Consider the following 13,108-nt stretch of genomic DNA (forward strand, 5'->3'; position numbering starts at 1 on the left):
CCAACTACCGGGAGGAGAAGCCGAGTCGGACTCTCGGGGCACCCGCCCTCTGGACAACGAGTGAGGTTAGGCTAACCTACCTTCGAACTCGTCCGGCGGGTATCTGCCGCCCCGTGCCGAAAGCAGCCACACTCATGCCCAACGCCCGTGCCACCCACCTCTCCCGTCGCGGCATCCTCGCCGCGGGCGGCGCCCTCGGCCTCGGCGCCGTCCTCGCCGCCTGCGGCGACGACAACGACTCGAAAAGCGGTGGCTCGGACGCGACGAAGGCCGCCGCGAAGTCCGGCCCCTGGACGTTCGAGGACGACCGCGGCACGACCGTGAAGCTGGACAGGATGCCGGCGAACATCGTCGCCTTCACGGGTGTCGCCGCCGCCCTGTTCGACTACGGCGTCGAGGTCAAGGGTGTGTTCGGCCCGACGAAGACCAAGGACGGCAAGCCCGACGTCCAGGCCGGCGACATGGACATCAGCAAGCTGACGATCCTCGGCAACGAGTGGGGTCAGTTCAACATCGAGAAGTACGCGGGCCTGGCCCCCGACGTCCTCGTCTCGACGATGTTCGACACCGCGGGCACCCTCTGGTACGTCCCCGAGGAGTCCAAGGACAAGATCCTCAAGCTGGCCCCGAGCGTCGGCGTCTCCGTCTACGACGTCCAGATGCCGCAGCCGCTCCAGCGCATGCTCGCGCTGGCCGAGTCCCTCGGCGCCGACGTGAAGTCCGCGAAGATCACCGAGGCGAAGAAGAAGTTCGAGACGGCCGCCGAGCGGCTGCGCAAGGCCGCCAAGGCCCGCCCGGAGATCAAGGTGCTGGCCGGCAGCGCGAGCCAGGACATCTTCTACGTCTCCGGCTCGAACCTCTCCATCGACCTGGAGTACTTCAAGGCGCTGGGCGTGAACATCGTCGAGCCCTCCGCCAAGGCCCTGAAGGCGAGCGGCGGCTGGTTCGAGAACCTGAGCTGGGAGAACGTCGACAAGTACCCGGCCGACATCATCATCATGGACGACCGCACCTCGACCATCCAGCCGGCCGACATCACCGAGGCCACCTGGAAGAAGCTGCCCGCCGTCAAGGCCGGCCAGGTCATCGCCCGGACGCCCGAGCCGATCCTGTCGTACGACAAGTGCACCCCGATCCTCGACCGGCTCGCCGAGGCCATCGAGAACGCGAAGAAGGTCGCCTGACCCTCTCCAGGACCGCCTGACGCCATTTCAGGAGCTCTCATGACGACGGCCGTGGCCGCCCCGTTCCGTTTCTTCTCCCTCAGGGTCGTGACGACGGGGCGGCTCGGCCCGTCCCTGGTCCGGGTGACCTTCGCGGGGCCCGATCTGCGCGCCTTCCACTCGCTCGGGCGCGATCAGTCCCTCTCGCTGTTCCTGCCGCACCCCGGCCAGAGCGAACCCGCCGTGCCCTTCGAACGGGGCGACGGCTGGTGGCAGGGCTGGCGCGAACTGCCCGACGACGTAAGGGCGGTGATGCGCTCGTACACCCTGCGCGCACTGCGCCGTGACCCCGACGAGATCGACATCGACTTCGCCCTGCACGGCACGGAGCCGGACGCGGCCGTCCCCGCGGGGCCCGCCTCGCGCTGGGCGGCCTCGGCCCGGGCCGGCGACCGTGTCGTGCTGCTCGGACCGGCCGTCGAGGACAACCGCGCCATCCGCTTCCGGCCGCCCGCGGACACCGACCTCCTCGTCCTGTGGGGCGACGAGACGGCCGTCCCCGCCGTCTCCGCCATCCTCGAATCCCTGCCGGCCGGTCTGCGCGTCCGGGCCTGGCTGGAGGTCCACCACGCCGCCGACATCCAGGATCTGGCGACGGCGGCCGACGCCGAGATCACCTGGCTCGTACGGGACGAGCGCCCCGGCGCGGGCCCCTCGGGCTTCCCCCTGGCCCTCGACGCGCTGAGGGCCGCTCAACTCCCGCCCGCCGAGGCGCCGTACGCCTGGATCGCGGGCGAGTCCGGCTGCGTGAGGGAACTGCGCCGCCATCTCGTACGCGAACGCGGCCTCGACCGCCGCCGGGTGACCTTCGTGGGCTACTGGCGGCGCGGGCTGAGCGAGGAGCAACTGCGGGAGCAGGAAGAGTAGTTCGCCAAGACCTGGCGCGGCCTCGGGACATCCGCGGATCGAGGCGCGCCGGAGAAGACACAGGTGGGGCGGGGTCGCCGCTCGACTTAGGTTAGGCTAACCTAAGTCGGGCGTCGCGATGTCGCCCCTTCTTCTGTCCCGCTCGGACTCTCCCCCGCACGGAGGACCCCCACATGCGCTCGCACCTGCTCAACGACACCACCGCGGACCGGTATCGCCGCTCCGTGACCGAAGGCGTCGAGCGGGTGGCGGCCAGACTCGCCACCACCGACCGCCCGTTCACGGGTGTCACGGTCGACGACCTCGCTCCCCGCATCGAGCGGATCGACCTCGACAAGCCCCTGCACGACACCACGGCCGTTCTCGACGAGCTGGAAGAGGTCTATCTCCAGGACGCGATCTACTTCCACCACCCCCGCTACCTCGCCCACCTCAACTGCCCGGTCGTCATCCCCGCCGTGCTCGGCGAAGCCGTCCTGTCCGCCGTCAACTCCTCGCTGGACACGTGGGACCAGTCGGCCGGCGGCACCCTCATCGAGCGCCGGCTCATCGACTGGACCAACGAGCGGATCGGCCTCGGCCCCGCCTCCGACGGCGTGTTCACCAGCGGCGGCAGCCAGTCCAACCTCCAGGCCCTGCTGCTCGCCCGCGAGGAGGCCAAGCCCGCCGGGGAGGACCGGCAGGACGGAAAGGCCGGGGACGGCCTCGGCCGGCTGCGCGTCTTCGCCTCCGAGGTGAGCCACTTCAGCGTCAAGAAGTCGGCCAAACTCCTCGGTCTCGCCCCCGACGCCGTCGTCCCGATCCCCGTCGACCACGACAAGCGCATGCAGACCGTGGCCCTCGCCCGCGAGCTGGAGCGCTGCCGGCAGGACGGCCTCGTCCCCATGGCCGTCGTCGCCACCGCGGGCACCACCGACTTCGGCTCCATCGACCCGCTCCCCGAGATCGCCGAGCTCTGCTCGCAGTTCGGCGTCTGGATGCACGTCGACGCCGCCTACGGCTGCGGACTGCTCACCTCGCCGAAGAACCGGGACCGCATCGACGGCATCGAGCGGGCCGACTCCGTCACCGTCGACTACCACAAGTCCTTCTTCCAGCCCGTGAGTTCATCGGCCGTACTGGTCCGGGACGCCGCGACCCTGCGCCACGCCACCTACCACGCGGAGTACCTCAACCCGCGCCGCATGGTCAGCGAGCGCATCCCCAACCAGGTCGACAAGTCCCTCCAGACCACCCGCCGCTTCGACGCCCTCAAATTGTGGATGACGCTGCGCACGATGGGCGCCGACGGCATCGGCGAACTCTTCGACGAGGTCTGCGAACTGGCCGTCGAGGGCTGGAAACTGCTCGCCGCCGACCCGCGCTTCGACGTCGTCGTGGAGCCCTCGCTCTCCACCCTCGTCTACCGCTACATCCCGGCCGCCGTCACCGACCCGGCCGAGATCGACCGCGCCAACCTCTACGCCCGCAAGGCCCTGTTCGCCTCCGGCGACGCCGTCGTCGCGGGCACCAAGGTCGGCGGACGCCACTACCTGAAGTTCACCCTGCTCAACCCCGAGACCACCAAGGACGACATCGCCGCCGTCCTCGACCTGATCGCCGGCCACGCCGAGCAGTACCTGGGAGAGTCCCTTGACCGCGCTTGCTGAATCCACGGACACCACCTACGACTTCGTGGGCATCGGGCTCGGGCCCTTCAACCTCGGCCTCGCCTGCCTGACCGAGCCGATCGCCGAACTCAGCGGTGTCTTCCTGGAGTCGAAGCCCCACTTCGAGTGGCACTCCGGCATGTTCCTGGACGGGGCGCACCTCCAGACCCCGTTCATGTCGGACCTGGTCACCCTCGCCGACCCCACGTCCCCGTACTCCTTCCTCAACTACCTGAAGGAATCAGGCCGTCTGTACGCGTTCTACATCCGTGAGAACTTCTACCCGCTGCGGGTCGAGTACGACGACTACTGCCGGTGGGCCGCCGGCAAGCTGAACAACGTCCGCTTCGGGACCACGGTCACGGAGGTGACGTACGAGGACGAGCTGTACGTCGTGCGCACCGGGGCCGGCGCGGTGTTCCGTGCCCGGCGTCTGGTCCTGGGCACCGGCACCTCGCCGCACGTCCCGGACACCTGCGCGGAGCTCGGCGGCGACTTCATCCACAACTCCCGCTACATGCAGCACAAGCAGGAGCTCCAGGCCAAGGACTCGATCACCCTGGTCGGCAGTGGCCAGTCCGCCGCCGAGATCTTCTACGACCTGCTCAGCGAGATCGACGTCCACGGCTACCGGCTGAACTGGGTGACCCGCTCACCGCGCTTCTTCCCCCTCGAATACACCAAGCTCACCCTGGAGATGACCTCCCCGGAGTACATCGACTACTTCCACGCGCTGCCCGAGGCGACCCGCTACCGCCTTCAGTCGGAGCAGAAGGGCCTGTTCAAGGGCATCGACGGGGAGCTGATCGACGCGATCTTCGACCTGCTCTACCAGAAGAACCTCGGCGGTCCGGTCCCCGCCCGGCTGCTGACCAACTCCTCGCTGGAGAGCGCCCGGCGCGACCAGGGCACGTACACCCTCGGGTTCCGCCAGCAGGAGCAGGGCAAGGACTACGAACTGCGCTCGGCGGGCCTGGTGCTGGCCACCGGCTACCGCTACGCCGAGCCCGCGTTCCTCGCACCGGTCCGCGACCGGCTCCGCTACGACACCCGGGGCAACTTCGACGTGGCGCGCAACTACGCCATCGACGTCACCGGGGGCGGGATCTTCCTCCAGAACGCGGGAGTCCACACCCACTCGATCACCTCACCGGACCTCGGCATGGGTCCGTACCGCAACGCGTCCATCATCCGCGAGCTGCTCGGCACCGAGTACTACCCGGTCGAGAAGACCATCGCGTTCCAGGAGTTCACCGTTTGACGTCTCCCCGTCCCTCGGGACGGGGACTCCCACTGCTCGCGCAAAGGGCTTTCCTGCTTCATCGCCGAAGGCCCGCCCGGAGGGATTCCGTTGAGGTCCTACACCGGCTCCACAGGCCGACACCGCCCGCCCGGCGGCCAGAATGTTCTGTGCGGCATCGTGGTCCCGGTCGTGACGGCTACCGCACCCTTCACAACTCCACTCACGGACACCCAAAGCCACAACCCCACGTACGAGACCACAGGCGGAACACATCCTGCTGGATGGAAAGAAGCGGTCCACGACGACGAGCTCCCGTCCATACCAAGAACACTTGTATTCCAGCATCTCCTTGCGGGCCAGCTCTCGCTGCGCCCGTGCCAGGCGACGGGAGTCACTCCTCCCGAACCTGGGGTGGGTCACCTTTTCGCCGGTGGACAGGGTCGCGAGGCTGTGGAGTCCGACGTCGATCCCTACAGCCTCATCGGTGATCGGGTTTCGCAAGGGCTGGTCCTCGACCAGTACGCAGACGAACCAGCGCCCAGCCGCGTCACGCGACACCGTCACGGTGGTCGGCTGGGCATCCAGCGGCAATGCACGCGACCAGCGAATGTCCAACGGCGCTCTCATTTTCGCAAGGGTCAGCTCGCCATCGCGCCACCTGAAGGCGGACGCGTGTACTCCGCCGACTTTCGCGAACGCTTACGGGACTTGAAACGCGGGCGGCCGGAACGTTGTGCGAAGAAGCCGTCGAAGGCCGACTACAAGTGACGCAGAGCCTGCTGAAGCGGAACCGACGACACGTCACAAGGGTAGGAGAACTCGCCGCTCTTCTTCCATTCGGTCAGCATCGCGGAAGTCTCCGGATAACGGATCCGGCGACGTCCATCGGTCCAAGCACGACTACGGGCTTCCAGCGCCATGTTGTAGACCTTGCGTACACATCCGAAGGTCTGCTCCAACTGCTCCGCCTGGTCCGGCGTCGGATAGAAGCGGTACTTGAACGCTCGCTTGGTTCGCTGTTCCCCCACATCTCGAAAGCTAGACCACGTCCGAAATCGACAGCACAGTTTCCCGAATCCGACACCCGAACTGATGAACGCGCACGCCCTCCCCTCCACAGTAGAGAACATGCGCTCAGGGAGTTTCCAATGAGCACCAAAGCCGACCTCGGCACCTTCACCGTCCGCCCCCTCGACCCCGTCGGGGACGGCCCGCTGCTGCACCGGTGGGTGACGCATCCCAAGGCCGCGTTCTGGATGATGCAGGGGGCGAGACTGCACGACGTGGAGCGGGAGTACATGGCCATCGCGGCGAGCGATCACCATGAGGCGCTCCTCGGGCTCCTGGACGGCGAACCCGTCTTCCTGATGGAGCGCTACGACCCCCGGTGCGTCGAACTCGTCGGCCTGTACGAGCCGGAGCCGGGCGATGTCGGCATGCACTTCCTGGTCGCCCCGAGCGACACGCCCGTGCACGGCTTCACCCGGGCCGTGATCACCACGGTGATGGAGCACCTGTTCGCCGACCCGGCCGTCCGCCGCGTGGTCGTCGAGCCCGACGTGGCCAACACGGCCGTGCACGCCCTCAACGAGGCCGTCGGTTTCGTGCCCGAACGGGAGATCCAGAAGCCGGAGAAGAAGGCGCTGCTGAGCTTCTGCACCCGCGAGCGGTTCACGCGGGCGGTGGCCGCATGAGCCTCGCCGGAAGCACCGCCCACCTCTCCCCCGAACGCTGGGCCCTCGCCGGCCGGCTCCTGCTGCGCAAGGCGCTCGCCGAGTTCGCCCACGAGCGGCTGATCACCCCGCGCGGCCTGCCGGACGGCCGCTTCGAGGTCACCGGCGACGACGGGCTGACGAGCTACCGCTTCACCGCGACCCGGCACCTGCTCGACCACTGGCAGGTGTCCGCCGAGTCCATCACCCGCCACCGCGACGGCACCGAACTCCCGCTGTCGGCACTGGACTTCTTCGTCGAGTTCAAGGAATCGCTCGGCCTGAGCGACGAGATCCTGCCGGTCTACCTGGAGGAGATCTCCTCGACCCTGGCGAGCACCTGCTACAAGCTCACCAAGCCGCGGACCCCGGTCCGTGAGCTGGCAGGCGCCGGGTTCCAGGCCATCGAGACCGGTATGACCGAGGGGCACCCCTGCTTCGTCGCCAACAACGGGCGGCTCGGCTTCGGCGTGCACGAGTATCTGGCGTACGCCCCGGAGACCGCGGCCCCGGTCCGTCTGGTGTGGCTGGCCGCGCACCGCTCACGGGCCGCGTTCACGGCGGGTGTCGGCATCGCGTACGAGTCCTTCGTCCGCGACGAGCTGGGCGCCGGGACGGTCGAACGGTTCGACGCGGTGCTGCGCGAGCAGGGCCTCGACCCCGGGGACTACCTCCTCATACCCGTCCACCCCTGGCAGTGGTGGAACAAGCTGTCCGTGACGTTCGCCGCCGAGATCGCCGAGCGCCGCCTGGTCTGTCTCGGCGAGGGCGACGACGAGTATCTGGCCCAGCAGTCCATCCGGACGTTCTTCAACACGAGCAGCCCGCACAAGCACTATGTGAAGACGGCGCTGAGCGTCCTCAACATGGGCTTCATGCGCGGTCTGTCCGCCGCCTACATGGAGGCGACCCCGGCCATCAACGACTGGCTGGCCCAGCTCGTCGAGAACGACCCGGTGCTCAAGTCCACCGGCCTGTCGGTCATCCGCGAGCGGGCGGCCGTCGGCTACCGGCATCTGGAGTACGAGGCGGCCACCGACCGGTACTCCCCGTACCGCAAGATGCTGGCCGCGCTGTGGCGCGAGAGCCCGGTCCCCTCGCTCCGGGACGGCGAGTCCCTGGCGACGATGGCGTCCCTCGTCCATGTCGACCACGAGGGCGCCTCGTTCACCGGCGCGCTGATCGAGCGCTCGGGCCTGACGCCGGTGGAGTGGCTGCGCCGCTATCTGCGGGCCTACCTCACCCCGCTCCTGCACAGCTTCTACGCCTACGACCTGGCCTACATGCCGCACGGCGAGAACGTCATCCTGGTCCTGAGGGACGGGGTCGTGCGGCGGGCGGTCTACAAGGACATCGCCGAGGAGATCGTGGTCATGGACCCGCAGGCGGTGCTGCCGCCCGCGGTGGAGCGGATCCGGGTCGACGTCCCCGAGGACACGAAGCTGCTGTCGATCTTCACGGACGTCTTCGACTGCTTCTTCCGCTTCCTGGCGGCCCAGCTGGCCGAGGAGGGGATCCTCGCCGAGGAGGACTTCTGGCGGACGGTCGCCGAGTCGGTGCGCGCCTACCAGGAGGCGACGCCCGAACTGGAGGACAAGTTCCGGCAGTACGACCTGTTCGCGCCCGAGTTCGCGCTGTCCTGCCTCAACCGGCTCCAGCTGCGCGACAACCGGCAGATGGTCGACCTGGCGGATCCCTCGGGCGCCCTTCAGCTGATCGGCACCCTGAAGAACCCGCTCGCCGGGTTCTGAGCAACGGCAGGCCCTGGGGGCCGCGAAGACGGGCGGGCGCCCCGGAGACGGTCCTCCGGGGCGCCCGTCGCGCTGTGCGGCTAAGGCGCCGGCCAGGGCACCTGGGGCGAGCGGTAGTAGCCGATGCCGAGGGCGTCCCAGCGGGGCCCCTGCGCGGCGAGCCGCACCTTGTAGGTGTCCCAGTCGTGCGTCGAGGCGGGGGACCAGCCGAGCTCGGCGGCCCCGGGCAGCCTCGGGAAGGCCATGACGTCGATGTCGGCGGAGTTTCGTATCGTCTCCGTCCACAGGGGCGCCTCGACGCCCTTGACGGCGGAGGCCGGCACTCCGGGGAGATAGCTTCCCGGGTCCCAGTCGTAGGCCCGACGCACCTCCACGAGACCGGCCCAGTCCTGGCCGAGCGGGGTGTCGGCGGTGTACTTCATGTCCAGGTAGAGCCGGTCAGCGGGCGACAGCACGAGCCCGGTCCCGTTCCGCGCGGCCGCGGCGACCTGCGCCTTCTCCTGTGCGCCGGTGTCGTCGAGCCCCCAGTACTGCGCGATGGCGCCCTTCGCCGGAGCAGCCCCGGTGAGCTGGTGCCAGCCCATCACCTTCTTGCCGTACTTCGCGACGATCGGCTGGATCTTGTCCATGAAGGTCACGTAGTCGGCGTGGCTGGTGGAGTGCGCCTCGTCGCCGCCGATGTGGAGATACGCGCCGGGGGTGAGCGCGGCCAGCTCGCGGATCACGTCGTCCACGAAGGCGTACGTTTCCGGCTTGCCGACGCACAGCGAGCTGAATCCGACGTCGGTGCCGGTGTAGAGCGGCGGCGCGGTCCCGTCGCAGTTCAGTTCGGCGTACGAGGACAGGGCCGCGTTGGTGTGCCCGGGCATGTCGATCTCCGGGACGACCTCCAGATAGCGCGAGGCGGCGTAGCGGACGATCGCGCGGTAGTCGGCCTTGGTGTAGAAACCGCCCTTGCCGCCGCCGACCTCGGTGGAGCCGCCGTGGGCCGCCAGCCTCGGCCGGGAGTCGACGGCGATGCGCCAGCCCTGGTCGTCGCTCAGGTGCAGATGCAGCTTGTTGACCTTGTACAGGGCCAGTTCGTCGATGTAGCGCTCGACCTGGGCGACGGTGAAGAAGTGCCGGGAGACGTCGAGCATGGCGCCGCGGTAGGCGTAGCGCGGGGTGTCCTCGATGGTGCCGCCGGCGATCAGCCACGGTCCGTGCTGGACCGAGTCCTTCTCGACGGCGGCGGGCAGCAACTGGCGCAGGGTCTGGACGCCGTGGAACAGGCCCGCGGGCCGGCCGGCCGTGATGGTGACGCCCGAGGCGCCGCTGTGGAGGCGGTAGCCCTCCTGGCCGAGGCCCTTGCCCCCGAGCCGGAGCCGGATCGCTCCGGAGCCGTGCGCGGTGACGGGCAGCCGGTAGCCGGTGGAGGGCCGCAGGACGCCCGCGAGATACGCGCCGACCGCGCGGACCTCGGGCGAGTCATCGACGCGGATACGGGCGCCGGAGGTGATGCGGTAGGGGGATCCGCCCGGGTCGACCGAGGCGGGGGCCGGGACGACACGGCCCAGCGGAACGGCGGCGGCCTTCGTGTGCGGTGCCGCGCCGACGAGGAAGATGCCGGCCGCCGCGACGAGCAGCAGCGTGCCGAGAAGGCGGGGCGTTCTGTGGTGCTGTCTCACATGCGCTCCCTTCCGGTCAGGGCGTCCGGCGGTCGGGTCCGGCGGATGCGCCTGATTGGTCGAGACCACTCTGCCGCAAACGCGGTGGAACAATCCTCCCCATGGCGGAAATCATCCAGCGGGACGGCACGTGGATCTTCGACGGGGACGCGCTGCGACTGACCCCCGGGCGGGACAAGAACGTCAGCCTGCTGCGCCGGACCCTGGGTGAACTCAGCGTGCCACTGGGCGCGTTGGCGGGTGTCTCGCTGGAACAGGGCAGGAAGGCCGGGCGGCTCAGACTGCGGCTGCGCGACGGCGCCGACCCGCTGCTCCAGGCGACCGGCGGAAAGCTCGCGGAGCCGAACGACCCGTACCAGCTCACGGTGGAGGCCGACCGGCTCGGCGTCGCCGAGTACTTCGTGGACGAGGTCCGGGGCGCGCTGCTCCTGGACGAGGTCCCGTCCGGTCCGGTGGACGGCTATCTGCTGCCGGGCCCGGCGGTGCCGCTGTCCGCGTCCGCGGGGGACGGCACGGCGAGCTTCGACGGCGATCGCGTACGTCTGGAGTGGAACTGGAAGACGGAGGACGCGAAGTCGGCGTCGGGTGCCAGGACCCTCGCTCTCGGCGACATCACGGCCGTCGAGTGGCGGCCCGCGGCCGGGCTGGAGAACGGCTGCCTCCGGTTCACCGTGCGTGGCGGCGACACCCAGGCGCCGCCGAAGTACGACCCCAACTCCGTGGAGCTGTGGGGCTTCAAGAGGGACCCGCTGATGGCGCTGGTCGCGGCGGCCGTGCAGGCGAGGCTGCCGCATCCGGCCGCGCCCGGCGGGGTCCGGCCCGACGAGGTGCCGGCCCTGGAGACGGCTGCCCCCGCGCCGGGTCCCGAGGCCGACCACGACGCCCTCCTGCGCAGGCTGCGCGAACTGGGCGAGCTGCACAAGGAGGGCGTCCTGACGGACGAGGAGTTCACCCTGGCCAAGCAGGCGGTCCTCAAACGCCTTTAGGGCCTGGCGGGGTTACTTGGCCCGGCGCGCGATCGTGAAGCGGTCGACCTCGGCGCCGGTCTCGGCGATGCCGCGGACCGTCAGGGTGGCCAGGCGTCCCTTCGGGGCGGGCTGGACGTCGACGCGCAGGAACGAGTAGTTCAGGTAGCGCACGCGCGACCAGGTGACGGTCTCGTTCTGCTTGCCGTCCTTGAGGTTGACGAAGGAGGCGACGGACTCGACCTCGTTCTCCTTGCCCTCGTAGGACTCCGGAGCCGTGAACGCGTAGAGGCTGCGGCCGGCGGCGCCCGCCGTCACGTACACGACCCCCTCGGTCTCCGTGTACGCCGTGCCGCCGATCGGCAGCTTCTTGGTGACCGCGTTCGCCTTGATGACGTCCGTGCGCTCGTACTGGTGGTTGTGGCCGTTGATCACCAGGTCGACGCTGTACTTCTCGAACAGCGGCACCCACTCCTGTCGCACGCCCCCCTCCGAGGCGTGCGCCGTGGAGGTGCAGTACGCGCAGTGGTGGAAGAAGATCACGACGAAGTCGATGTCCTTCGAGGCGCGGTACTTCTTGAGCTGGGCCTCCAGCCACTTGGTCTGGGTGCCGCCGGAGATGCCGAGGTTGGCCGGGATCTCGAAGGAGATGTCGTTGGCGTCCAGCGAGATGATCGCCGTGTTGCCGTGGACGAAGGAGTAGACGCCGGGCAGGTTGGCCTTGTCGGGGCCGTTGTCCGGAAGCGTCCAGCGGGCCTCCTCGCCGCCGTAGCCGTTGGGCGAGTACCAGGCCTCCATGTCGTGGTTGCCGTACGCCGGCATCCACGGCACCTGCTTGGCGACCGTCTCGGTCTGGGCGAGGAACTGGTCCCAGATGCGCGAGTCGAAGCCGGTGTCGGCGGTCTTGCCCTGGCCCGCCGGGTCCGCGTACGCGATGTCGCCCGCGTGCAGGTGGAAGGACGGGTTCTGGGCGAGCAGCAGGGCGTCGTTGGCGAGGCCGTGGTAGCCGACGCCCTCGTCGCCGAAGGCGGTGAAGGTGAAGGGCTCGGCGTGCGCGGGCGCGGTGGTGAAGGTGCCGAGCGTGCCGAGGAGGCGGGGCTCGGCCGGGTCGAAGCCGGCGTGGCCGACGCCGTAGTAGTAGGTCTTGCCGGGGCGCAGGTGGGTGAGCTTGGCGTGCAGGTAGTACTGGGTGTGGTCGCCGCTCGCGCCCACGCCCGCCGGGGTGTAGAGGGTGCGTACCTCGGCCTCGATCTTGCGCGAGAGGTCCCAGGGGTGGGCGCCGATGCGGATGTAGGGCTTGCTGACCGCGGTCGGCACCTGCCAGGAGACGGTCATCTCGGTGCGCGGGTCGTTGCCGAAGGCGAGGTGGCGGCCGAAGGGGGCGACGAGCGCGCCCTCGACCTTCTGCGCGGAGGCCGGGGCGGCCGTCCGCTGTGCCGGGGCGGCGGCCTGTGCGACGCCGGGCACGAAGGCCCCGCCCGCGACGGCGCCGATGGTCACGGCGCCGCCTCTGATCATGTTGCGCCGCGAGAATCTGGCGCGCAGGTACTCATGCTGCTCGGCCATGGTCATCTTCTCGGCGAGCTGCTCGGGTACGCCCATGCGTGGAGTGTCCATGGACCCAAAAGTTGCCCTCGGCAATCGACGAGACGCAAGACGCCGCATGGACAACTTGTAAACAGCGGCCCATAAGAGTTTCAACACCCCCTTGCCCGATATCGGGCAGGATTCTTGCGAAACGTCTTGGCGTGCTCCAGGATCAACGGGTGCACGACGAACTCGTTGATCATTTGACGCGGTCGACCCCTCTGAACAAGGGCGAGGCACTGCGGGTGGTCCAGGACGTTCTCGCCTACTTCGACGAGACCGCCCAGGAGTTCGTCCGCCGCCGCCACCGCGAGCTCCAGGCCCAGGGCCTGGTGAACGCGTCGATCTTCGAGCGGATCGAGGCGGACCTGAAATATCGCGCGGTCGCGCCGCCGGAGTTCACGCTCAGGCAGCTGCGCCGCATCGTTTACGGCTGAGGGAAAT

At 69.1% G+C, this 13,108-nt stretch carries 10 protein-coding genes and 1 pseudogene; 8 read left to right on the forward strand and 3 right to left on the reverse strand.

Going from position 1 to position 13,108, the window contains the following annotated elements:
* Positions 1 to 134: 134 nt before the first annotated feature.
* The 4 genes from ACZ4AA_RS03375 to ACZ4AA_RS03390 all read left to right on the forward strand — a co-directional run bounded on the left by ACZ4AA_RS03375 (position 135) and on the right by ACZ4AA_RS03390 (position 5,000).
* Complete coding sequence (locus ACZ4AA_RS03375; RefSeq protein ID WP_467594441.1) at positions 135 to 1,184, forward strand: ABC transporter substrate-binding protein; 1,050 nt, start codon at positions 135 to 137, stop codon at positions 1,182 to 1,184.
* 39 nt (positions 1,185 to 1,223) lie between these two features.
* Entirely contained in the window at positions 1,224 to 2,090 is an 867-nt protein-coding gene (locus ACZ4AA_RS03380) for a siderophore-interacting protein (protein ID WP_467594445.1), read from the forward strand.
* A 173-nt stretch (positions 2,091 to 2,263) separates the two neighbouring features.
* A complete protein-coding gene (desA, locus tag ACZ4AA_RS03385; protein ID WP_467594448.1) occupies positions 2,264 to 3,739 on the forward strand; it encodes a lysine decarboxylase DesA in 1,476 nt (491 codons plus the stop codon).
* Positions 3,723 to 5,000, forward strand: coding sequence for a lysine N(6)-hydroxylase/L-ornithine N(5)-oxygenase family protein (locus ACZ4AA_RS03390; RefSeq protein WP_467594452.1), 1,278 nt, complete (start codon positions 3,723 to 3,725; stop codon positions 4,998 to 5,000). Before desA ends, ACZ4AA_RS03390 begins: the two co-directional genes overlap by 17 nt.
* A gap of 21 nt (positions 5,001 to 5,021) precedes the next feature.
* On the opposite strand, the pseudogene ACZ4AA_RS03395 reads toward ACZ4AA_RS03390, so the two are convergent.
* Positions 5,022 to 6,010 (reverse strand): annotated as a pseudogene (locus ACZ4AA_RS03395) (RNA-guided endonuclease InsQ/TnpB family protein); the annotation flags it as partial.
* 120 nt (positions 6,011 to 6,130) lie between these two features.
* On the opposite strand from ACZ4AA_RS03395, the gene ACZ4AA_RS03400 reads away from it, so the two are divergent.
* Both ACZ4AA_RS03400 and ACZ4AA_RS03405 read left to right on the forward strand, forming a co-directional pair.
* Positions 6,131 to 6,676, forward strand: coding sequence for a GNAT family N-acetyltransferase (locus ACZ4AA_RS03400; RefSeq protein ID WP_467594455.1), 546 nt, complete (start codon positions 6,131 to 6,133; stop codon positions 6,674 to 6,676).
* On the forward strand, positions 6,673 to 8,445 hold the full coding sequence (locus ACZ4AA_RS03405) for an IucA/IucC family protein (protein ID WP_467594458.1): 1,773 nt from the start codon (positions 6,673 to 6,675) through the stop codon (positions 8,443 to 8,445). Before ACZ4AA_RS03400 ends, ACZ4AA_RS03405 begins: the two co-directional genes overlap by 4 nt.
* Before the next feature lie 80 nt (positions 8,446 to 8,525).
* Here ACZ4AA_RS03405 and ACZ4AA_RS03410 read toward each other — a convergent pair whose 3' ends face one another.
* Positions 8,526 to 10,112: a beta-N-acetylhexosaminidase gene (locus tag ACZ4AA_RS03410; protein ID WP_467594461.1), complete on the reverse strand. Its 1,587-nt coding sequence runs from the start codon at positions 10,110 to 10,112 to the stop codon at positions 8,526 to 8,528.
* Positions 10,113 to 10,213: 101 nt separating this feature from the next.
* On the opposite strand from ACZ4AA_RS03410, the gene ACZ4AA_RS03415 reads away from it, so the two are divergent.
* A complete protein-coding gene (locus ACZ4AA_RS03415; RefSeq protein WP_467594464.1) occupies positions 10,214 to 11,098 on the forward strand; it encodes a DUF4429 domain-containing protein in 885 nt (294 codons plus the stop codon).
* Positions 11,099 to 11,110: 12 nt separating this feature from the next.
* On the opposite strand, the gene ACZ4AA_RS03420 is transcribed toward ACZ4AA_RS03415, so the two are convergent.
* Positions 11,111 to 12,679: a purple acid phosphatase family protein gene (locus tag ACZ4AA_RS03420; protein ID WP_467595125.1), complete on the reverse strand. Its 1,569-nt coding sequence runs from the start codon at positions 12,677 to 12,679 to the stop codon at positions 11,111 to 11,113.
* A gap of 164 nt (positions 12,680 to 12,843) precedes the next feature.
* Here ACZ4AA_RS03420 and ACZ4AA_RS03425 point away from each other — a divergent pair, with 164 nt between their 5' ends.
* The gene (locus ACZ4AA_RS03425; RefSeq protein WP_467595129.1) at positions 12,844 to 13,101 is read left to right on the forward strand and encodes a hypothetical protein; all 258 of its coding nucleotides are present in this window, start codon (positions 12,844 to 12,846) and stop codon (positions 13,099 to 13,101) included.
* Positions 13,102 to 13,108 lie beyond the last annotated feature (7 nt).

The sequence above is a fragment of the Streptomyces sp. NPDC024698 genome (genome assembly GCF_055559015.1).

Coding starts and splice junctions, on each gene's coding strand:
- ACZ4AA_RS03375 (WP_467594441.1), top strand. CDS start 135: ATGCCCAACGCCCGTGCCACCCACCTCTCCCGTCGCGGCATCCTCGCC.
- desA (WP_467594448.1), top strand. CDS start 2,264: ATGCGCTCGCACCTGCTCAACGACACCACCGCGGACCGGTATCGCCGC.
- ACZ4AA_RS03420 (WP_467595125.1), bottom strand. CDS start 12,679: ATGGGCGTACCCGAGCAGCTCGCCGAGAAGATGACCATGGCCGAGCAG.
- ACZ4AA_RS03405 (WP_467594458.1), top strand. CDS start 6,673: ATGAGCCTCGCCGGAAGCACCGCCCACCTCTCCCCCGAACGCTGGGCC.
- ACZ4AA_RS03380 (WP_467594445.1), top strand. CDS start 1,224: ATGACGACGGCCGTGGCCGCCCCGTTCCGTTTCTTCTCCCTCAGGGTC.
- ACZ4AA_RS03415 (WP_467594464.1), top strand. CDS start 10,214: ATGGCGGAAATCATCCAGCGGGACGGCACGTGGATCTTCGACGGGGAC.
- ACZ4AA_RS03400 (WP_467594455.1), top strand. CDS start 6,131: ATGAGCACCAAAGCCGACCTCGGCACCTTCACCGTCCGCCCCCTCGAC.